Source organism: Sandaracinobacter neustonicus, assembly GCF_006385875.1.
Classification (GTDB): Bacteria; Pseudomonadota; Alphaproteobacteria; order Sphingomonadales; family Sphingomonadaceae; genus Sandaracinobacteroides; species Sandaracinobacteroides neustonicus.
This window is the reverse complement of the sequence record NZ_VFSU01000023.1, coordinates 1-20,707: the sequence shown is the minus strand read 5'-3', so window position 1 is coordinate 20,707 and position 20,707 is coordinate 1. Positions and strand designations below refer to the sequence as shown.

Annotated in this window: 19 protein-coding genes; 12 read left to right on the top strand and 7 right to left on the bottom strand. The window is 62.7% G+C overall.

Annotated elements, in window-relative coordinates:
* The first annotated feature begins 37 nt into the window (after window positions 1–37).
* Window positions 38–2,185 carry a TonB-dependent receptor gene (locus FJQ54_RS08480; RefSeq protein ID WP_140927990.1) on the top strand — a complete coding sequence of 716 codons (2,148 nt, stop codon included), beginning with the start codon at window positions 38–40 and terminating at the stop codon, window positions 2,183–2,185.
* A 271-nt stretch (window positions 2,186–2,456) separates the two neighbouring features.
* Here the strand turns inward: FJQ54_RS08480 and FJQ54_RS08475 are convergent, their stop codons facing one another.
* On the bottom strand, window positions 2,457–3,875 hold the full coding sequence (locus FJQ54_RS08475) for a serine hydrolase domain-containing protein (protein ID WP_140927989.1): 1,419 nt from the start codon (window positions 3,873–3,875) through the stop codon (window positions 2,457–2,459).
* Between the two features lie 128 nt (window positions 3,876–4,003).
* Between FJQ54_RS08475 and FJQ54_RS08470 the strand changes: the two genes are divergently transcribed.
* Window positions 4,004–4,834: a phytanoyl-CoA dioxygenase family protein gene (locus FJQ54_RS08470; RefSeq protein WP_181160061.1), complete on the top strand. Its 831-nt coding sequence runs from the start codon at window positions 4,004–4,006 to the stop codon at window positions 4,832–4,834.
* A gap of 7 nt (window positions 4,835–4,841) precedes the next feature.
* Here the strand turns inward: FJQ54_RS08470 and FJQ54_RS08465 are convergent, their stop codons facing one another.
* Window positions 4,842–5,585: a TetR/AcrR family transcriptional regulator gene (locus FJQ54_RS08465; protein WP_181160060.1), complete on the bottom strand. Its 744-nt coding sequence runs from the start codon at window positions 5,583–5,585 to the stop codon at window positions 4,842–4,844.
* A gap of 55 nt (window positions 5,586–5,640) precedes the next feature.
* On the opposite strand from FJQ54_RS08465, the gene FJQ54_RS08460 reads away from it, so the two are divergent.
* The 9 genes from FJQ54_RS08460 to FJQ54_RS17470 all read left to right on the top strand — a co-directional run bounded on the left by FJQ54_RS08460 (window position 5,641) and on the right by FJQ54_RS17470 (window position 15,271).
* On the top strand, window positions 5,641–6,129 hold the full coding sequence (locus tag FJQ54_RS08460; RefSeq protein WP_181160059.1) for a MaoC/PaaZ C-terminal domain-containing protein: 489 nt from the start codon (window positions 5,641–5,643) through the stop codon (window positions 6,127–6,129).
* The gene (locus FJQ54_RS08455; RefSeq protein ID WP_140927985.1) at window positions 6,099–7,697 is read left to right on the top strand and encodes a class I adenylate-forming enzyme family protein; all 1,599 of its coding nucleotides are present in this window, start codon (window positions 6,099–6,101) and stop codon (window positions 7,695–7,697) included. The genes FJQ54_RS08460 and FJQ54_RS08455 overlap by 31 nt, the downstream gene beginning before the upstream one ends.
* 120 nt (window positions 7,698–7,817) lie before the next feature.
* Window positions 7,818–9,998: a TonB-dependent receptor gene (locus FJQ54_RS08450; RefSeq protein ID WP_140927984.1), complete on the top strand. Its 2,181-nt coding sequence runs from the start codon at window positions 7,818–7,820 to the stop codon at window positions 9,996–9,998.
* Window positions 9,998–11,128, top strand: a complete 1,131-nt coding sequence (locus FJQ54_RS08445; RefSeq protein WP_181160058.1) for a serine hydrolase domain-containing protein — start codon at window positions 9,998–10,000, stop codon at window positions 11,126–11,128. The genes FJQ54_RS08450 and FJQ54_RS08445 overlap by 1 nt, the downstream gene beginning before the upstream one ends.
* A gap of 92 nt (window positions 11,129–11,220) precedes the next feature.
* Window positions 11,221–12,141 (top strand): AraC family transcriptional regulator, encoded by a 921-nt coding sequence (locus FJQ54_RS08440; protein ID WP_140927982.1) that lies wholly within the window; start codon window positions 11,221–11,223, stop codon window positions 12,139–12,141.
* A 100-nt stretch (window positions 12,142–12,241) separates the two neighbouring features.
* Window positions 12,242–12,991 (top strand): SDR family oxidoreductase, encoded by a 750-nt coding sequence (locus FJQ54_RS08435; protein ID WP_140927981.1) that lies wholly within the window; start codon window positions 12,242–12,244, stop codon window positions 12,989–12,991.
* Between the two features lie 203 nt (window positions 12,992–13,194).
* Window positions 13,195–13,563, top strand: coding sequence for a plasmid mobilization relaxosome protein MobC (locus FJQ54_RS08430; protein WP_140927980.1), 369 nt, complete (start codon window positions 13,195–13,197; stop codon window positions 13,561–13,563).
* Window positions 13,560–14,843 (top strand): relaxase/mobilization nuclease domain-containing protein, encoded by a 1,284-nt coding sequence (locus tag FJQ54_RS08425; protein ID WP_140927979.1) that lies wholly within the window; start codon window positions 13,560–13,562, stop codon window positions 14,841–14,843. Before FJQ54_RS08430 ends, FJQ54_RS08425 begins: the two co-directional genes overlap by 4 nt.
* Before the next feature lie 257 nt (window positions 14,844–15,100).
* On the top strand, window positions 15,101–15,271 hold the full coding sequence (locus tag FJQ54_RS17470; protein WP_181160057.1) for a hypothetical protein: 171 nt from the start codon (window positions 15,101–15,103) through the stop codon (window positions 15,269–15,271).
* Window positions 15,272–15,287: 16 nt separating this feature from the next.
* On the opposite strand, the gene FJQ54_RS08420 is transcribed toward FJQ54_RS17470, so the two are convergent.
* A complete protein-coding gene (locus FJQ54_RS08420) occupies window positions 15,288–15,494 on the bottom strand; it encodes a hypothetical protein (protein WP_140927978.1) in 207 nt (68 codons plus the stop codon).
* Window positions 15,495–15,819: 325 nt separating this feature from the next.
* On the opposite strand from FJQ54_RS08420, the gene FJQ54_RS17940 reads away from it, so the two are divergent.
* The gene (locus FJQ54_RS17940; protein ID WP_268920567.1) at window positions 15,820–15,951 is read left to right on the top strand and encodes a hypothetical protein; all 132 of its coding nucleotides are present in this window, start codon (window positions 15,820–15,822) and stop codon (window positions 15,949–15,951) included.
* Window positions 15,952–16,034: 83 nt separating this feature from the next.
* Here FJQ54_RS17940 and FJQ54_RS08415 read toward each other — a convergent pair whose 3' ends face one another.
* The 4 genes from FJQ54_RS08415 to FJQ54_RS08400 all read right to left on the bottom strand — a co-directional run.
* Window positions 16,035–17,789: an ATP-binding protein gene (locus FJQ54_RS08415; protein WP_140927977.1), complete on the bottom strand. Its 1,755-nt coding sequence runs from the start codon at window positions 17,787–17,789 to the stop codon at window positions 16,035–16,037.
* A gap of 2 nt (window positions 17,790–17,791) precedes the next feature.
* Entirely contained in the window at window positions 17,792–19,084 is a 1,293-nt protein-coding gene (locus FJQ54_RS08410) for an SIR2 family protein (RefSeq protein WP_140927976.1), read from the bottom strand.
* The gene (locus tag FJQ54_RS08405) at window positions 19,081–20,055 is read right to left on the bottom strand and encodes a GIY-YIG nuclease family protein (protein WP_235890373.1); all 975 of its coding nucleotides are present in this window, start codon (window positions 20,053–20,055) and stop codon (window positions 19,081–19,083) included. Before FJQ54_RS08405 ends, FJQ54_RS08410 begins: the two co-directional genes overlap by 4 nt.
* A gap of 133 nt (window positions 20,056–20,188) precedes the next feature.
* On the bottom strand, window positions 20,189–20,707 hold a 519-nt coding region (locus tag FJQ54_RS08400; RefSeq protein WP_140927230.1), incomplete at its 5' end, for an integrase core domain-containing protein.

The following is a 20,707-nucleotide window of genomic DNA, read 5'->3' as shown; positions in this document are numbered from 1 at the left end:
ATGTCATAAACATAAAATTTCTCCAAGGAGGTTCAGGATGAGGGGTCTGAAGATGCGTGCGACAAAACAGGCGCTGATGTGCGGGGTGGCGCTGATGGCGCAACAGGCGGCCGCTGCCGAGCCGGACAGCGCCACCGATATCGTCGTTACGGCCGAGCGCCGGGCCTCGCGGCTGATCGATACGCCGATCTCGCTGTCGGCGTTCACCTCCGCCGATCTTCAGGATCGCGACGTGACACGGCTGGAAAATCTGGCGGGATTTGTGCCCGGCATGTTCATCGAGGAAGGCGCGCTGCGCACGCAGACGCTGGCCATTCGTGGCCTCTCCGCCGATCTCAACAACCCCGGTCTGGACCAGTCCGTCGGCATCTATGTGGATGGCGTCTATCTGGGCCGGGCGACTCCGGGCAACGCATCGCTGTTCGATCTGGAACGGATCGAGGTGCTGCGCGGGCCGCAGGGCGCGCTGTACGGCAAGAACACCATTGCCGGGGCGATCAACTATATCACCCGGCTTCCCGGCGACGAACTGCGCGGGCGGGTGGAACTGGGCTATGGCAATTATAACACTCTGCGCGTGCGCGGGGCCGTCAGCGGGCCGCTGGGGCGCGGCGTGTCGGCCAGCCTTGCGGGTGCGTTCGACAAGCGCGACGGCTTTTCCGAAAATGTGGCGACCGGCACGCGGGAGGATGACATCAACTCGCTCGCCGTTCGCGGCGCGCTGCGCTTCCAGCCGACGGACACGCTCGATCTGATCCTGCGCGCCGACTATAGCCGCGACCGCACCCATTCGGGCGCAGTCGATGTGCTGGACAATGGCGCGTTCGCAGGCTCCCCGCTGGCCGATGCGGACCCGTGGGACCGCAAGATCGCCAAGGATCAGGACAGCGTGCAGGATCGCGACGTCTGGGGCGTTTCGGGCGAAATCAAATGGGGCGTCGGCAGCGGCGAACTGGTTTCGCTCACGGCGCTGCGCGGCTTCAAATGGTCCAACATCGCCGACAATGATTATACCGTGCTGGATATCCTCGCGTCCGGCATCCACGAGAAGCAGTCGCAATTTTCGCAGGAATTCCGTTACGGCGGAACCGCCGGGGCACTGACCTATGTCGCCGGGCTTTATTACTTCCACCAAAGCCTCGACACAGAGGCGCGCTCGCATGTCGGGCCGGATCTGGGCGTCTATCCCAACGCCGTTACCGCCTCCATCTTCGGCGATGTCGATACCGACAGCTTCGCAGCCTTCGCCCATGGCGATTACGCCTTCACCGAACAGCTGAGCCTCACGGTCGGCCTGCGCTACACCTATGAGAAGAAGCTGCTGCAGCACAGCCAGACGGGCGATCCGTGGGGCGTTCTGCTGCCCACCACGCCCCAGCGGGACATCCGCCGCTCGGAAGATGATTTTTCCCCCACGCTCAGCCTGAACTACAAGCCGGCGGACGACGTGCTGCTCTATGGCCGCTATGCGCGCGGCTTCAAATCGGGCGGGTTCAATGTCTTTTCCGTCACGCCCACGGACGACGCCCGCTATGATCCGGAACATGTGGACAGTTTCGAACTGGGGCTGAAGGCGGGGCTGCCCGGCGTGAAGGGCTGGCTTTCGCTGGACCTGTTCCACATGAACTATGCGAATCTGCAGGTGAACCAGCTGCAACTGATCGGCGGCCTGCCGCAGTTCGTGACATCTAACGCCGGCCGCGCCCGCAGCCAGGGGCTGGAGGCGGAACTGCATCTGCAACCGCTGGACGGGCTGGAACTGGCCGCCACCTACAGCTATCTGAACGCCCGCTTCACCGATTGTCAGAACGCCAACACCTCGGGCGACGATTACACCGGCAACCGTCTGCCGTATGCGCCGCGCCACAGCGGCAGCGTCTCGGCCCAATATGTCACGCCGATCTCCACCAATCTGGAACTGTTCCTGCGAGGCGAAATGGCGCTGCGCAGCCGGGTGCATTTCGAAGCCGACAACGCGTTCAGCCAGGGCGGCCTGGCGCTGTTCAACGGCCGTGTCGGCGTGCGCGACGACGCGGCGGGATGGGGCGTCTATGGCTGGATGCGCAACATCGGCAACCGGGACTATGCCGTCAGCCGCTTCGGCGGCGCGATCGTGCCGGGGCAGGCGCTGCAAGCCATCGGCGCGCCCCGCACCTTCGGGATCGAGGCCAGCTTCAACTTCTGATCCCGACGGACTTCACGCCCCTGAGTTCGGGGGAGAGCCGGTCAGCTCTCCCCTGTTTTTTTGGGGCGATTCCTCAGCCCCACTCAGATATCCCCCCGCTCAGGCTGAGCTTGTCGAAGCCCCGGATGTGAAGGTTCAACAGTTGAGCCGGGGGGACTGCTCCATGGGCTTCGACAAGCTCAGCCTGAGCGGGCGGAGAGGGGGGCTGAGCGGGGGGAGGAGCAGCACGGTCGCAAAGCCGACGCGTTTGCAAAGCCCCTGATCGCCCTTTTCAGCCGGCCTTCCGCATCGGGATCGCCCCTTCATAATATCGCAGCGCCAGATCGACGGAGCCGTCGGCATTGCGCCGGAAGCCGAACAGCTGGGCCGGATCTTTTGAGGAGACATAGCGCCCTTCGCCAAGCCGGTTCAGCACGATCGTCGGCGCGCCGCTTCCCTGCGGGCCATAGCTCAGCAGCAATTGCCCGTCCGAGGGGAAGATGAACAGCTTGTCGAAGCCCATGCGCCGGTTGGTGATGACATAGCTGCCACCGATCCATTCGGCCTCTGCCGCATCGAAGGCGGTCGGCCGCTGGTCCGGCTCGGGCAGGTTCAGGAAGGCGCGGGCGACGGCCTGCTCGATGGTGAGCGCCGGGAAATTCTCGCCCTGCGCGTTGGTCAGCACCGTCACCGTCAGCCCCTTGTCCGGGTAGCGGGCGAGGTGGCTGCTGAAGCCATAGATGGAGCCTGCGTGCGAATATTTCCGCACCCCGTCCAGCTCCCCTTCGATCAGGCAGCCCTTCAGATAGATGTTCGGGCTGCCATCGGCCAGCCGGTCTCCGCTGAGCGCGGCGGCGCGGATGCTGTCCGGCGTGGCCGCGCCGAACAGCCCATCCGCGAAGCGGATCAGGTCCGTCGTGTTTGAAACCACCGCCCCGGCGGAAAAGGGCACCAGCCAGTCATAGGGGGTGCCGTCGCGCACGGCCCCGGCCCGCGTCAGGTAACCCTTGGCCCGATCCGGGCGTTCGCCAAAATCCGAGGAGGTCATGCCGAACGGGCGGAACACATTGGCGCGGACATACTCGTCATAGCCCGCGCCGGTGACGGCCTCGATCGTCAGGCCCAGCAGGAAGGTGTTGGAGTTGGAGTAATCGAACTGGCTGCCCGGCGTGAAGCGCAGCGGCTTGGCCGCGAAATAGCCCAGCATGTCCGCGCGGGAGAGGCCGACTGGCTTGTTATAGGGAAAATCCGGGTTTTGCAGATAGTTGAGGATACCCGAGCTATGCTCCATCAGGTTGCGCAGCGGCACGTCGCGGCTGGGGGCGGGCACATCGGGCAGGTAGCGGCCAACCGGTGCGTCGATGTCGATTTTCCCCTTCGCTGCCAGTTGCAGCACGGAGAGGCAGGTCATCGGCTTGGTGATGGAGCCAATGGGGAAGCGGGTATCCGGCAGCACCGGCGCGCCGGTCGCCCGGTCTGCCACGCCGAAGCCGCGGCTGTAGATGATCTTGCCGTTCTGCGCCACGGCGACCGCGACTCCGGGGAAGGGCCCTTGTTCCATCAGCGCCTTCACGGATGCGTCGGCGCGCGCGGCGGCATCTGCGGGCACAGCGAAGGCGCTTGCCGGGGCCTTTGGCGGCGCACTCGTTGCGCAGGCGGCGAGCGCGCCACCCAGCAACAGTGCGGCAGGGAGGAACGGTCTGGCTGACATGGCGGCTCTCCAAGAAAACTGACGTCAACGTCATAAATTGCTTGCGACGGGCGGGCAATGGAGGAAATATGATGTTGGCTTCAGATTTTAGACTCGAAAGCCGCCGGGCCGCCATGGGAGGGTGGAATATGATCGACGACAGCATCGCCACCGCGCGCATCGCCTATCGGCGCGACGGCGCAGCCGTCATCCGCGACGTGCTGGACACGGGCTGGATCGAGCGCATGCGCGCCGCGGTCGAACGCGTCATCTCCGCTCCGTCCGCCTCGGCGGTGGAATACACCCCCGGCGGTGCGCCCGGTCGTTATGTGGGCGATTTCTTCGTCTGGATGCGGGATGCGGATTTCAGGGCGCTGATGCTGGAGTCGCCGCTTCCGGCGCTGGCGCAATCGCTGATGCAATCGCAGGAGACGCGGCTGTTCTACGATCAGTTGCTGGTGAAAGAGCCGGGCACGCGGGAGGAAACCCCCTGGCATCAGGATCTGCCCTATTGGCCGGTGAAGGGGGAGGATGTGCTGTCCCTTTGGGTGCCGCTGGATCCTGTCCGGCTGGAAACCGGGGCGGTGCAATATGCGCGCGGCTCTCATGCGGAAGGGCATTTCTATGCCCCGCGCGCCTTTTCCGCCGGGTCCGGCTTTGCCGATCTCTATGCGCGGATGAATCTGGAGCCGTTGCCTTCGGAGGCGGAGATTCGCGACCGGCACGAAATCCTCTGCTTCGAGACTCAGCCGGGCGATGTGGTGGTGCATCACCCGCTGGCGCTGCATTATTCGGCGGGCAATCTTTCACCCACCGTGCGGCGGCGGGCGATCGCGATCCGCTATCTGGGCGATGACGCGCGCTGGGACGCGCGCCCCGGCACATTTGTCGAGAAGGAGAGCATCCGCACCGGTCTTCTGGCGCCGCTGGATTTCGCCGACGGGGCGCGTCTGGACGGCCCCAATTTTCCGCGCTGTTGAGATGCAGTCAAAGCCTGCCCGCCAGCGCCCGCGCCGGGTCCGACAGCTCCGCATCCAGCGGCAGACCCGGATAGAGGATGCGATGCCATACCGCAGACGCCGCATCGGCGACGGCATCCAGATCCGCGCCGACATCCTGAACCTTGGCCACCAGTTGCGGATCGGGATAGACCAGCAGCCGGCGGGTGATTTCGTCCATCATGCCGCCCAGCATATGCACGGCCAGCAGGGAGACTTCTGCCCCGCCCCGGCGTTCTGCGCCCGCCAGCACGCGTTCGTTCCACACCCGGTCGAAGCGCGTCACCAGTTCGGCGATTTCGGGCACCTCAGACGAGGTCTGCAGCACGCAGCGGGTGATTCCGGGGTTCGCCGCCGCCACCTGCAGCCAGCGGCGGTTCACCGCCTGAATCGCCTCCAGCCGCCCCATACCCCGATCGGAGGCAGCCGCAAGCGACAGGAATTCCAGAAAATAGGATTGCAGGATATCGACACTGATATCCAGCTTGCTCTTGAAATAGACGTAGAAACTGCCCTCGGCGAGGCCTGCCGCCTCTGTCACGTCGATGGCGCGCATGGTGTGATAGCCGCGCTCGTCCAGCACGCGCACGGCGGCGATCCGCAGCCGTTCGCGCGTGCGGTCGCGCTTGGGAATTTTCCCGGCCTGCTCCAGCTTCGTTTCCAGAAAGGCGCAGAAGTTCAGCATGTCCGGCGCGTCGTCCGGCTTTTCCGCTGGGGTTGGTTGACCATGCACGTAAATTGAGCCAATCCTCAAAAAATATCCCGCAGTTTGCCGAGGAAGGTCTTCCGTGTCCACATCCCAGCCGGTTCCCGCATCTGAACTGTTCGGCGGCAGCCCCACGGCCGAATCCGGCTGGCTGGAGGTGACGCAGGAGATGATCAGCGGCTTCGGCCAGAACACGCTCGATCCCGATCCGATGCACATCGATCCCGAATGGGCGCGCACGAACAGCCCTTATGGCACCACCATTGCCTTCGGCTTCCAGACGATGGCGCTGCTGTCGCACCTGATGCACCAGGCCAAGGGCACGCGATCGGAAGATGTGCGGGACACCGCAGGCACGGGCCATGCCCTGAACTATGGCTTCAACAAGCTGCGTCTGGTGGCCCCGGTGAAGGCGGGCAGCCGGATTCGCGGCCGCTTCCGGGTGCTGGAAAGCCATCTGGATGAAAAGGGCCGCCAGTTGACGACGGCGGAAGCCATTATCGACATCGAGGGCGACAGCCGCCCGGCGCTGGTGGCGGAATGGCTGTTCCTGTGGGTTCCGGCGGAATGAGCGATGCGCCGCTGCTGCCGCGCATCAGCGATTATGCCGCCCTGCATGCCCGCTCCCGGCCAGACGCCATCGCCCTGACGCTGGGGCCGCAGCGCGTTTCCTACGCGGCGCTGAATGCTGAAGTGGATGCGTTGGCGAAGGCGCTGCTGGCCGCAGACGTGGGCAAGGGGGACAGGGTCGCCACCTTGCAGGCGCCATGCCCGGATTTCTTTATCGCCTATCTGGCGACGGTTTCCATCGGCGCGATCTGGCTGGGGCTGAACCCGCGCTACCGACTGATGGAACTGGAACGAACGGTGCGCGATGCCCAGCCGCGCGTGCTGCTCGCGCGCGCCGAACTGGGCGGGCGCGGCTATGCCGGTGAGATCGCCGCGCTGGCGGGCCTGCCCGGCGTCGAGCGGACGGCCTGCTGGGGCGCGAACCCGCCGGGCACGCTGCCGATGGCCGATTTTCTGGCAAGAGGGGAGGGCATAGACGCCGCCACCCTCAACGCAGCACGGTCCGCCTGCGGCGGCGATGATCCCTGCCTGATGGTTTACACCTCGGGCTCCACCGGGGAGCCGAAGGGGGCGTTGCTCACCCATGCGCAGATCGTGGAATTCTGCCGCATCCAGAACCGCTTGTGGCCGACCGAGCCACTCTCGGTGCAGAATTTCCTGCCGATCAACCACATCGGCTGCGTGGTGGATCTGGGCACCCCCTGCCTGCTGGCGGGCGGGACCATTCATTTCATGGAACAATTCGATGCGGCCGAGGCGCTGCGCATGGTGGAAACCGAGCGGTTGACGCTGTGGGGCTCTGTGCCCAGCGTGCTGGCGCTGATCATGGCGCTGCCGGCGTTCGAGCGCACCGATTTCTCCTCCGTGCAGCTGATCGTCTGGGAAGGCGCGGCCATGCCGGACGATCTGCTGGAGCGGCTGCTGCGGATCGGCCCGCCACTGGCCACCAACTATGGCATGACGGAAACCACCAGCGCGATCACGATATTGCAACCGACGCGCGACCGGGAGCTGCTGCTGCGCTCCAGCGGCCGGGCAACGCCGGGGGTGGACATCCGCATCGCCGACGCCGCCGACAACGCCCTGCCGGATGGCGAGCCGGGCGAGGTGCAGACGCGCTCCGCGTTGAACACGCCCGGCTACTGGAACCGGCCCGAAGCAACGGCGGCGGCCTTCACCGCAGACGGCTATTTCCGCACCGGGGACATCGCCGTGCGCGGGGCGGATGGGCATGTCCGCATCGTCGGTCGCCTGAAAGAGATGTACAAATCGGGCGGCTACAATGTCTATCCGCGCGAGGTGGAGATGGCGATCGAGGCGCATCCGGCCGTCAGCCTCGCCGCTGTGGTGCCGGTGGCGGACCCGCTGTGGCAGGAGGTGGGGGTGGCCTTCGTGCTGCCCAATCCCGGCATGGCGCTGGCCGCCGATGAACTGGATCGCTGGTGCCGGGAGCGGCTGGCCAATTACAAATGCCCGAAGCGGTTTGAAATCACCACGGACATTCCGCTGCTGCCCATCGGCAAGGTTGACAGGGTGGCGCTGAAGGCGCGCGCCAGCGCGTCGAGCTGAGCATTGCGGCCCGGTGACAGCCGGGTGAAATATTTTTTGAGGAATTGCTCAATAATATTGACAGATTTGTGCGCCGCCAGCATGTTTTGAGGACAGACTCAAAAAATGTAGGGAGTGCCCATGACGAGCCGCCCGTTCGCAATTCTCGCAGCCCTTTCCAGCCTGCCGCTGCTCGCGCCGCCGCCCCCCGCACATGCACAGGCAGAGGGGCTGGAGGACATCGTTGTCACCGCGCGCAAACGCGAAGAGCGCGCGCAGGATGCGCCGGTGTCCGTCACCGTGTTCACGGCGGAATCGCTGTCAGCTGCGGGCGTGACCAATTTCGCCGGCATCGCCCAGCGCACGCCGGGCCTGCGCTATGGCAGCTACGGAGACCTCAAACTCTCCCCCACGTCGCTGCGCGGCATCGTCAGCAGCGCCGGGTCCGCCGGGGCCGATCCGGCCATCGGCTTCTATGTGGACGAAGTCTATGTGGGGCAGGGCGCGGGCGCCAATCTGGACTTGTATGATATCGCGCAGGTGGAAGTGCTGCGCGGCCCGCAGGGCACCTTGTTCGGCCGCAATGCCATCGGCGGCGTGATCAGCCTGACGACGAAGCGCCCGAGCGAGGATTTCGAACTCTCGGCCACCGCCGAAGCGGGCAATTATGACTATGTCCGTGGCGGCGTCTCCATCTCCGGCCCGCTTGTGGGGGACAGCGTGCTCGGCAAGATCGCGTTCGTGGGCCAGTCGCGCGGCGGGACCGAACATAATGAGCTGCTGGATCGGGCGGTGAACACGCAGGGCTTCTGGCACACGCGCGGGCAGCTGCTGTTCAACTTCGGCCCGGAAACCAGCCTGCTGCTCACCGGCGAGCTTCGGCGGGTGGATCAGGAACCGCTGGTGTTCGAAACGCTGAAATACAATGAAAATTCGCTGTTCGTGGCGGTGCTGGATGCCTATGGCTATCCGCGCAACGCCGATCCCTTCGATCGCATCGTCCAGTCAGACGTGCGCACCAAGGAAACGCTGAACGCGCACGCCATTTCCGCCACCTTCAAGACGCCGGTTCGCGACGCCAACCTCACCTTCATCGGTGCCTATCGCTACCATGATTATTACAGTTACACCGACACGGACCGTTCGCCGCTGCAATGGGTGTATGACGGAGACCCGGAAACGGTGAAGCGCCTGTCCGGCGAACTGCGGCTGGACGGCAGCTTCGGCAAGCTGGACTGGATCACCGGCGTCTATGTCTTCAACCAGCGCAGCTCCAACCAGAGCTTCGTCGATCTGGGCGCGGACCTTGCCGACCTGTTCGGCGACCCCTCCATCGCCGGGCTGCGCACCGGATCGGACGGCACGCTGACCACGAATAGCTTCGCCGGTTTCGCCAGCCTGACATGGCGCTTTTCAGAGCGGTTCGACCTGACGGTGGGCGGCCGATACACCATGGACGACAAGCGGATTGACTACAGCCAATATGATCCGCTGGGCATCTTGGGCGGCACCGCACGCATCCGCGCCAGTTCCAGCTGGGGCGAATTCACCCCCAATTTCAACCTGCGCTGGCATGTCACCCCGGACGTGATGGCCTATGCCGCCATCAGCAAGGGGTTCAAAAGCGGCGGCTTCAACGATGCGCTGGGCGACGCGGACGGCATCGCCTTCGGGCCGGAAGTGCTGTGGAACTACGAGGCCGGGGTGAAATCTACGTTGTTTGAGCGCCGCCTCCTCGCCAACGTCACCCTGTTCCGCATGGATTGGGACGATATCCAGATCACGCAGAACAACCCGGACACCCCCATTTACGATCCCACCATCGGCAACGGCGGCAAGGCCCGGTCTCAGGGCGTGGAAGCCGAACTGCTGGCGCGCCCGTTCGACGCGCTGACACTGGGCGCGAACATCGCGGTGGTGGATGCGAAATATCGCGGCGGCACGCTGCCGAATGGCACACCGCTGGCGTATATCCCGCTCGCCCCGGCCTATACCGCCGCGCTAAACGCCTCTCTCGAGGTGCCGCTGGGCGGCCGCTTCGGCCTGACGCTGCTGGGCGAATATAATATGCAGGGCCGCACCTATCTCACGCCGGACAATGACCCGGATGGCCGCGTCGCCCCCTATGGTCTGCTGAACCTCAGGGCGACGATCCGGCCGGACAAGGGCCGATGGTCTGTGGCATTGTGGGGCAAGAACCTGACGGACGAGACCTACATGGTGCGGCTTTTCAACCAGTATAACAGCGACCTGGTCGGCCAGAAGCACATCATCCTCGGCGCGCCGCGCACATGGGGCGTCACCATGCGGGCGGATTTCTGATGCGGATCGCGGCCGCCTGCCTCCTGCTGGCGCTCGCTGCCCCGGCGGCGGCAGACCCGGCGGCGGTGGGCCCGGCCGCGCTCTCCCGCGCGCTGGATGCGGAACTGGCCAGCAGCCTGCAAGCTGATCCGTCGCTGCCGGGAATCGTCGCCACCGTGTCCGCCCCGCGCCTCGGGCTGCAATGGTCCGGCGCGGTCGGGCAGGCGGCGGACGGCGCGCCGCTCACCCCCGCCCACGCCCTGCGGCTCGCCAGCGTGACCAAGGTCTATACCGCCGCCACGGTGATGCGGCTGGCAGAGCAGGGCAGGCTCGACCTGTTCAAGCCCATCGCCCCGCTGCTGTCCGACAAGACGCGCAGCCTTCTGGAAGCAGGCGGCTACCGGCCAGACAGCATCACCCTGCACCAGCTGCTCACCCACACCAGCGGCATCTATGATTATGCCACCTCGCCCGCCTTCGTGGCGGCGGTGCAGGCCGATCTCTCACACCGCTGGAGCCGCGAGGAGCATATCGCGCTGGCGATGACGGCGGGCGCCCCGGTCGGCGCGCCGGGCGAGCGCTTCCATTATTCCGACACCGGTTACGTGATTCTGGGCGAGATCATCGAGCGCACAACCGGCCGCCCACTGGGGCAGGCGATGGCGCACGAACTGGGCTTCCGCCGCCTCGGCCTAACCCAGACGCATTTCGAACGGCTGGACCCGACGCCGGGCGGCCAGAAACGCGCCCGGCAACTGTTCGGCAGCATCGACGTGGCGACGATCGACCCCTCCATGGACCTGTGGGGCGGCGGCGGCCTGATCAGCACCACGCCGGAAGTCGCCACCTTCATGCGGGCGCTGCTGCTGGGGCAGCTGTTCCGGAAACCGGGCACGCTGGCAGCAAGCCTGCTCACCCCCACCAGCCTGCCCGCCAAACGCCCGCCGCATTCCGCACTGATGGAGCCCGGCTCCACAGGCCGCGAATACTGCCTCCGCCACGCAGGCTATTGGGGCCTCGTCGCCATCTATTGCCCCGCCAGCGACACCAGCATCGTCGTCAGCTGGAATCAGGTCCAACCCGGCCCAACCACACAGGAAAACGGCCGCCTGAAACTCGCCGATCGGCTGGCGGAGATCGTGCAGGATTGAGGGCGGGTGGCGCTGGAAGCGCGTTCCTGCCTTGGAAGAGGGCTTGGGACGATATATAAGCCGATAATCAACATTGATTACGGATAGTCCATATGGACCCTCTCAGCGACCTGATCGCCTTGCTTCGGCCGAACACGGCCATTTCCAAGCCCATCACCGGGCGGGGCCAATGGGGTGTTCGCTATGCGGCGCGCAATTCGCCCGGTTTCACCATCATCCTGAAGGGAGCCTGCTGGATCGAATTCGAGGACGCGCCGCCGCTGAAGCTGGAAAAGGGCACGTTTCTACTCTTGCCCGCAATCCCGGCCTTCACACTGAGCAGCCACCCCGGCATCGCCTGTGAGTGGCGCGAGCCGGCCAGCAGGCCCATCCGCCATGGCGAACAAGAGGGAGAGGCGGACTTTGAATCGATCGGCGGCAGCTTTCATATCGAGGCGGCCAACGCGCCTCTGCTGCTCGCCCTGCTGCCGCGCATGATCCATGTGCCCCCTTCCGAAGGGCGGTCGGCCCGGTTCGGCCGGATCATCGACCTTATCATGGAGGAATGCAGCGCTGACGAGCCGGGCAAGGACATGCTGCTTCAGCGCATGCTGGAAGTGCTGCTGGTGGAGGCCCTGCGCGGTGGTGGCATCGCGGCCGACACCGATCGGACAGGGCTTCTCAACGGGATGCGCGATCCGGCGCTGGCGCGCGTGCTGGCTGCCATGCACGCCGATGTGCGGACCAACTGGACGGTCGCCAGCCTTGCCCGGATCGCCGGGCAATCGCGCTCTGCCTTTGCCGCCCGCTTCAACAGGATGCTCGGCTGTGGTCCGATCGAATATCTCGCCCGCTGGCGGATGGCGCTGGCGAAAGACGCGCTGCTGCGCGGCACCAAGACGCTGGACCGGATCGCCGATGAAATCGGCTATGAATCCGCCAGCGCCTTCAGCACGGCCTTCCGAAAACGGCTGGGCTGCCCACCCGGAAAATTCGCCCGCATCGGCGGCAGCCCCGAACCCGTTCAGGGTTGATCGATCTGGACAGTTGGAAATCTAAAATGGACTTCTGATTATATATCGTCCTGTTCCCAATCTTTATGAAGGCGCCATCCGAACCCAATGGAGGCTCCCCATGCAAACGATTCTGATCACCGGCGCATCATCCGGCTATGGCCTTGAGACAGCGCGCTATTTCCTTGGCAAGGGCTGGAATGTGCTGGCCACGATGCGCCGCCCGGATGCGACGGTTCTGCCTGCATCGCCACAGCTGCGCATCCTGCCGCTGGACGTTACCAGCGACGAAAGCATCGCCGCTGCCGTCGCGGCCGCTGGCCCGATCGATGTGCTTGTCAACAACGCCGGAATCGGCACCGTCGGCGCGTTCGAGGTGACGCCGATGGCGCATATCCGCAAGCTGTTCGACACCAATACATTCGGGGTCATGGCGATGTCTCAGGCCGTCATTCCGCAGATGCGCGAACGCCGATCCGGCGTTATCATCAACGTCACGTCGAGCGTGACGCTGACATCCCTGCCGCTGGCGGCGGCCTACACCGCCAGTAAGCAGGCGATCGAGGGCTTCACCGGCTCGCTCGCGCAGGAACTCGCCTGTTTCGATGTCCGTGCGAAGCTGGTGGAGCCGGGATACGCCCCCACCACCCGCTTCGCGCAAAATGCGGGTCTGCGTGTCGAGGATCTCATCCCGCCCACCTATGCCGGGTTCGCGGCCCCGATCTTCGCGGCATTTGCCAGCCCCGCGCTGACAACGAAGGAAACGGATGTCGCCGAAGCCATCTGGGCCGCCGCCCACGACATGTCGGGCCAGCTCCAGTTCCCGGCCGGGGCAGACGCCGTGGCCATGTATCAGGCCCGCCCGCGCTGAAGCCGGGTGCAATGGCGGACCTGATGGGATCAGGTTCGAACCAACTGTCGGATATGCTAATGGAATGGTCAGCCGTTCTCAAGCATTCCAGCCTCTGTTGCCCACAGGCCGAAAACAACAATGACCGGAAGGATGGACGCGCCCCGCGCGATAGCCGTCCGGCTGTCGGGCGGAGGCGCAAGACGGCATAGGCGGGGGGCAGCATGGCGGACAAACGCCCAGCCCCTTTCTCGCTTCGGCTCACTTTCGAACAACGCGCCCAATTGGAACAGGACGCGGGCGGCATGTCCCTCGCGGCCTATATCCAGTCGCGCCTCTTTGATTCTGAAAATCCCGCCCCGCGTCGCCGGGGAAAGCGTCCGGTCAAGGACCATCAGGCCTTGGCTCAGGTGTTGGGCAAACTCGGCCAGTCCCGCCTTTCGGCCAACCTCAACCAGTTGGCCCGGTCGGCTAATTCTGGGAGTCTGCCTGTCACCCCCGACACGGAAGCGGCGCTTCTCGCTGCCGTGGCCGAAATCCGGGAAATCCGCCTCCTGTTGATGGAGGCGCTGAATCTTGAGGTGGAGCCATGATCCTCAAGGCCTCCCAGCGCAGCGGCGCAAAACAGCTCGGCCTCCATCTGATGAAGACGGAGGAAAACGAGCATGTGGAAGTGCATGAGGTCAGCGGCTTCATGTCCGACGATCTCATGGGTGCGATGAAGGAAGCCCATGCGCTGTCGCTCGGGACCAAATGCAAGCAATTCCTTTTCTCTGTGTCCCTCAATCCGCCTGTCGGCGAGTCGGTGCGGATTGAGGTTTTCGAGAAGGCCTGCGACGTGATTGAAGAGCGGCTAGGACTGAAAGGCCAGCCGCGCATGATCGTCTTCCATGAAAAGGAAGGGCGTCGTCATGCCCATGCCGTATGGTCGCGCATCGACGCGGACACGATGACCGCGAAGCCGCTGCCGTTCTTCAGAACGAAGCTGCGGGACATTGCCAAGGAACTCTATCTCGAAAACGGCTGGAAGATGCCGGAGGGCTTTCGGGATTCCAGCCTGCGCGATCCCCGCAATTTCACGCTCGACGAATGGCAGCAGGCGAAGCGGGCGGGCCTAGACGCCAAGCAAATCAAGGCGACCATTCAGGAATGCTGGGCCATGTCGGACAACGGCCCTGCCTTCGCGAAGGCGTTGGAGGAGCGCGGCCTGTTCCTCGCGCAAGGTGATCGGCGGGGGCATGTCGCTGTCTCGATTGAGGGCGAGGCATTTGCCATCGCCCGGATGATCGACAAGAAATCGAAGGAAGTCACGGCGCGGCTCGGCGATCCGAAGGCGCTCCGCTCGGTCACGGATACCGCCCGCCATATCGGTGAGACGGTCGCACCTCGCCTTTCACGCTTCATCTCGGAAGCCAAGCGAGTAGCTCAGAACGCTATCAGGTCGCTCAATGAGCAAAAAGCAGCGATGAAGGATGTGCATCAATCCGAACGGGCAAAGTTGGACAGGATGCAGCGGGAGCGCCGGGATAGTGAGCAGCGGGAGCGGTCGGCCCGCGTCCGCACGGGTGCGAAGGGTCTATGGGACATCGTGACCGGGCGCTATTTCAAGGTGCGGAAGCAGAATGAGGTGGAAGCCTTCTTCGCGCTTCAACGCGACCGGGCGCAGCGGCACGATCTGGTTTCGGCGCAGCTTAAAGAACGAGCGGGCCTGCAATCGCAAATCGGCCTCCTGCGTGATCGTCATGCTCGTCAGTTGCTCGGCCTCTATCGGGACGCGGCCCAATATCGCCGCATGATGCGCGATGGACAGTTTGATCGCGATGGCACGGAACGCGCTCGGCCTGCGCCGCGCGGCCCGGAGTTGGGGCGATAGGCTTGGCCTGAAACTCAACCTGTCGTCCGTTCGGCCTGATCGCTTTGGCCTTCCAGTTTTCCTCCCCAGTCTTCGCGCCCCGCCGGGTCGCGTTGTGATCGTCTTATCGTCCGGTGAATGTCGATGGGTGCAAGGCGTGTGAACAGCCTTCTCCACCTCCGTTTCGCTTGGCGGGCAATGCACCTCATTCATCCGGCCTGATTTCTCCTTCCCAACGCGGCCCAACGGGGGCGGCGCAAGACAGACAGGAGGAATCCATGTTCAAAATGATCAAAGGCGATCTTGCCTCGAAAACGAACGCTCAGCTTTTCGCTCTTTTTCAGGAGGCAAGCAAAGGCCTGATCGCCACCAAATCCGATCTCGCATCAGCGCAATCGCTTCTCGCGATGATCCGCGCCGAAATCGCGAAACGCGGTCCATCCCCATAGGGACGGCGAAGGGGCGCTAACCGCGCCCCTTTTTTTCGTCCTTGGCATCGTTGATCCGCATGACGACGCGCCCGTTGAGCGGCAGCGCGTTGAGATTGAGCGTGAAGCCCTTTCCGTCGCGAGTTGCCCATGCCACGCCGATGTCTGTCCATCGGGCGTTGTCGCCTTCGCCGTTCACGGCGAATAGGCGATGGCTGGGGCGGTTCTGATTGGCGTCGGACATGATGTTCTCCTTCATGTTTGCCGAAGGATCATTCCCTCGGTTCATGGGGAGAGTGCGGAGCGGACGAACAAGCCGGGGATCAAAGGCTCAGGCGGAGCCTGACCATTGGCGCGGACCTGCACGAAGGAAGGAAGCGGCCTTGAACCCCGGCGCGTCCGGTCCAAAACCCATGAATAAAACCGATGGAATGCGCATCCGGCCTGCATCGAGAACCTACCGACATTTCAGGACCGCTTTCGTCTTATCCCCCCGAATGGCGACGGCGACGCTGGCAGGGAATGGGCATCGGTCGATTGGACCGACAGAGAGAACGAAAGGAAATGCGATGAACACTCCCGGCTTCAATCAGGGCAAGAACGACGGAGAGAGGCAGAACCCGGTTCCCAAACTCGATCAGGCTAGCGCCGCCGAGCGGGAAAATTATTGGCGCGGACGCCAATCGACCGAAAAGAAGTAGGTCCGCCAGACGGGCAGCGAAGCCGTCGCTGGGGAAACCCGGCGGCGGCTTTTTGGTATCGCATGGATATTCGCGGGATTATCTCAGGGAACAGCGTTAGGAGGGGCGGCAGGGCCATCCCCGAGGACTCGTTCGATCCAGCGCTCCTGCCGATCTGCCCAATAAGCTTGGAACGGTGGTCCTTTTGAATCTGGTGGAGATTTCGGCCTGAGCATTCGCAACGGCAGTGGAGTTGGCAAATCGGGGCCGATGATGATCGCTTCTCCGGGAGCCAGCATTGGAATGAACTGTGTGGCCGCACGGTCGAGGTCGCCACAGGCGTGTTCCACGGTGCCGCGATCCTGCTCGTTGGTGAGCCGATGCACAATCAAAGTGCCGAGTTGGCTCAATACGTCTTGGGGAACGTCCCGAGGACGCTGCGTGGCAAGCACGCAGGTCAGCCCGTATTTGCGGCCTTCCTTGGCGATGAGGCCAAAGGAATCCAGTCGAACACTGCCATATTCATCGCCGACCGTTCGCCCAAGAAATTGGTGCGCTTCATCCAGGAACACGACAATCGGGGCATCGCGGAACCGTCCCTCCCGTGCGATATTGAGGAGGAATCGACCGATTATATTGAGCAGCAATTCGCGCGTATTATGCTCGAAGCGCACTTCTTTGAACGAAATCAGGGCGATATCCCGCTCATCGTCGTTCAGGAAATTCGACAGTTCATCGACTAGCGAGTCCCCTTGCGTTCGGAAAATGCACTCCAGTTCGCGTGAATTGGTCAGCGTGTTGATGCGTGAGGCCAAGGATTCGCAGTAGCTGGCGGCGTTGTTGTCTGGGCCACCGAACAGCGCGGCGTTGCCATTAGCGGTTCCCCACACGCATTCATTCTTAATCTGCTCTGAAAGGTGAGCAATGTCGAAATTGCATTTGGCGGAATGGACAGCTTGCGCGTTGTTTCTGATGGCATCGAAAAAGACCGTCCGCGACTTACCGGCCTTCTCCAATGCGCCGTTTGCTACGGAAAGCCCCTGCGGGATGGCGTTACCCACCGCCCTGACGAGTTTCAGGCTCTTTATGGCGTCACGGAGTTTCGGACCTTGGCTTTGCCCCGATGGACGGAAGAGCGAAAACAAGTCGTCTTCCGTGATCTCCGTGTAAGGAAAATGGACGTGCCGCGCATTCGGCACCCCAGCCTCGAACGCGAAAATCGTATCTATGCCGTCGATACCGCAGAACTCTCCGGTAGGGTCAAACACGATGGCCTTGCCGTTCATCGCCTTGATTTTCTCGATCAAGCTGGCAATCGTCCAGCTCTTACCGCCGCCCGTTGCGCCGAAAACCCCACAGTGGCGGCCAAACAGTTTTTCGGGCGAAAGTTCGACCTGAACGCTGCGACCGCCTGCCTCAATAGCGCCAACGGGTACGTTCTTTTCTCCCTGACGGGTGGTGCTTCGGCCAATCATCTGGGCGAGAATTTCAGCCCCAGCCAAGAAAACGCCATCCCCGATCTTAGGGTAGTGATCCACACCGCGCGAGAGTTTGCTATCGCCGTCGATCACGGTGGCCAATAGCTGAATCCGACCAATGGGATTCGGCGTGCTAACTGACCCGAGATGAGGTTCAACCGATAGCCTTTCGCCGTCCGGAATTTTCACTTCCGTGATCCGTCCCAAAAGCTTCGTGCGCTCGCAATCCACAAAAACAAAATCGCCAACCGCTCCCTTGGATAAAGCGCGCCTTTCCGGGTTCGCGCTGGCAAGCGGAAGGTTCGCCTGCACCTGCGAGGCGCTGACGACTGTAACGGTGCCGATATATTGGTCAGGATCGACAGGGCTGATGTTTGCCATCGTCAGAGCGCCTGATCCCGTAGAACCTTCACACGCTCGATATGCCGTTCTCTATCGGTTTCACCGATGAGATCGGGCAATCCTTCAGCCAAATCTTCAAAGCGGCCATTTATGAGATGAACACGCTGGTCGCCCGCTGCGGCAAGCGTCTTAATCTTGTTGAGAAAACTGTTCCGATGCGCGCCGCCATCAGCAATGACATGGGCAGCGGGGGCTGGCGCAATCCCGCGCAGATCATTCTCTGACGGTATGAAACTTGGGTCGCAGATGATGAGACGCAGCGATAGGTTTGTTTCGAGCGCCGAAATGATCGGACGGCTGACATGATCGTCATTGAATCCGAAACCAGCAATGACCAGCGACGTGTCCGGCTCCCGCAATGCTGCCTGAAATGCTCCCATCATATCTAGGTAAGGTGGGTCGAACGCTTCCTGATATTTGCTTGATCTCGGATAGATAAGGACTGGCTTACCCTTGTCATTATCGCGTGACCGGAAAACGTCAGTGCCGATGCGCCGCCAGTCGGTGGAGCCATGAAGTTTGTAGAGGTGGAAAACATTCGGAATGTAATCCGGTGCATCCTTGTTGGCGTCTCGCCTTACAATGTCGAAATCGAAATGCTGCGGATCGTAAACCTGATCGAGCGAATGGGAGAAACCGTCTATGATCGTGAAGCGCAGCCGCCGCGCGGCCTCTTCCAGCGTCAGGTCATAGTTCGTCGTGAATATCTTGGCGCGCGCCTTTCGAAAGCCGCGTCGCCCGATTTTTCTGACATAGGCTTCATGTGCCGGCAAAGCCGTGGTCTGCGATACGAAATCCACCTTGGATAGGATGCAGGCTTCGGCCTGCGTGACAAAGTTTTTGACTACATTGACTTCAGCGTCATCGGCTTCGGCAGCTTCGTTCAGCTCCAGATAGACCTTGCACAAGCTCAGGAGCTTCTCGATGTTGTCTTCGATCTTTGCCTTAGGGAACTTTGCGCAAATCGCCGCGAAGGGGACAGGCCCGACCGCCGCGCTCACAGCATCCCACAAATCGACCATAGAAGGGGCGTGCGGTTCACCCGCACCATTGCGAGCGCACAGCGATGCACCCGCGCCGGTCAGGGTCAGGAAATTCGACGCCGACAAAGCGTTTATGAGTGCGCTATCGACCTGCTCCTTGCTGCCGCGTTCGACAACCTTGCCCTCGTCATCGAGGCGATCAGAAAAAGCCGTCCAACCTTTTCCCGAAATCAGAAGGCGGAGGTTTGCTTTGTCGGCGGGAGTAGCGTTCCAGTAATCCCAGACGCTCATATTAAATCCCCCATTCGCACCAATCGCGCCGCCGCTGGATCGTAGGTGTAATCTGTTATCGTGCCGTCCTTGATCCGCTCCACGGCATCATCCACAACGAAGCGCGGCACAAGGAACCATTCGCGCGGCACTATCGGATTGCCGAAGCGGTCATTTATCTCGATGTTCAGTTGCGCGGGCGCGAAGATGCGGTGGATCAGATTTTCGAGCTTCACGCGGTTGATGTTGTAGAGCGTGTAAGTCGCTACGATTTCCACATCCGCCATGAGAAAGGTTGGGTCCAGCTTCGCATTGGCAATACGTCGCGCTACGTCACCGCCGGTCACGCCGATCTTGTGCAGTACATCGCGATTGGCAGCGACAAGCGGATGGTCGGCCTTGCTGCGAAGGACATAGATGGTCCCGCTCGCAATATCCTCGTCGTCGTTTTCGTCGGCAAACAGCGGGCCAGCGGTTGGCTCTGTGATGCGCCGCCCAGCCTCATCCTTATAGAGTGCCCGTTGCAGCGAGCGGAGTAGCAGATTGCTTTCCGTCCCGTTGGAGTAGATGACGCGCAAGCGAGCATCACTTTCACCGTTAGGCGCGCGGAGGGTTTCACCAACTTCCGCAACATAGGCGACTTGACCGCCAAGGATGAAAAACTGGCCCTCGGTGATGTCAGCTTTCAGAAATCCGGCGTCCTTCACAAACTGTCGGGTAATGCGAACGCCGGAATCAAGGTCGATCCGCACCTGCTCGAATAGCGGCTTGAAGCGATCAAAGTCGGAGCAAGCTTCTCGGTTCGCGATTTCTTCGGCGGCGCGCTTTTCGGCGGTTGAGCGGACATGGCGAAGGTCGGTGATTTCGGAATCGCCAGCCGCCCCGGCAAGCTCGGCCATGAGCGCGTCGGTGTCCATGTCATCGGCGGAAACAGGCGCAGCGATTTCTGCGCCGGTCAAAAGTTCCTGACGGTCGAGCGGTGCGAGAAGCAACCGACATTCTTCCAACGCACGAAGTCGGTCCAGCCGCACGGCATAAAGCCGTTCGAATATGTCAGTCGTCAGAACATTTGGCGCAACTCGCGGCGTAAATTAGCGGAGTGCGGGCCTCGTCTGGGGGTTGATGTTACGCGGCGAGCTTGCGGTGCTGCAAGCGCCGATGTTCGATGGTCTGTCGCTTGATCCTTTCACGCTGTTGGATGATCGCCGGAGCCCTGCCGAAGTAGGCGTCGGCGGGCGTCACATTGTTCAGGCTCTCGTGGTAACGCTGGTGGTTGTAGTGCTCGACGAAGGCTTGGATCTGGGACTCAAGGTCGCCGGGCAGGAAGTAATTTTCCAGCAGGATGCGGTTCTTCAGGGTTTGGTGCCAGCGTTCGATTTTGCCCTGGGTCTGGGGATGCATCGGAGCGCCGCGTACATGGCTCATCTTCTGCGCATCGATGTATTCCGCCAGTTCGCCGGCGATGTAGCTGGGGCCGTTATCGCTGAGCAGCCTGGGCTTGTGCAGCACCGTGGCGCTGTCGCAGCCCGAGGCCTTGAGCGCGAGGTCCAGCGTGTCGGTGACATCCTCGGCCCGCATGTTGGTGCACAGCTTCCATGCAATGATGTAGCGAGAGAAGTCGTCGAGCACGGTCGACAGGTACAT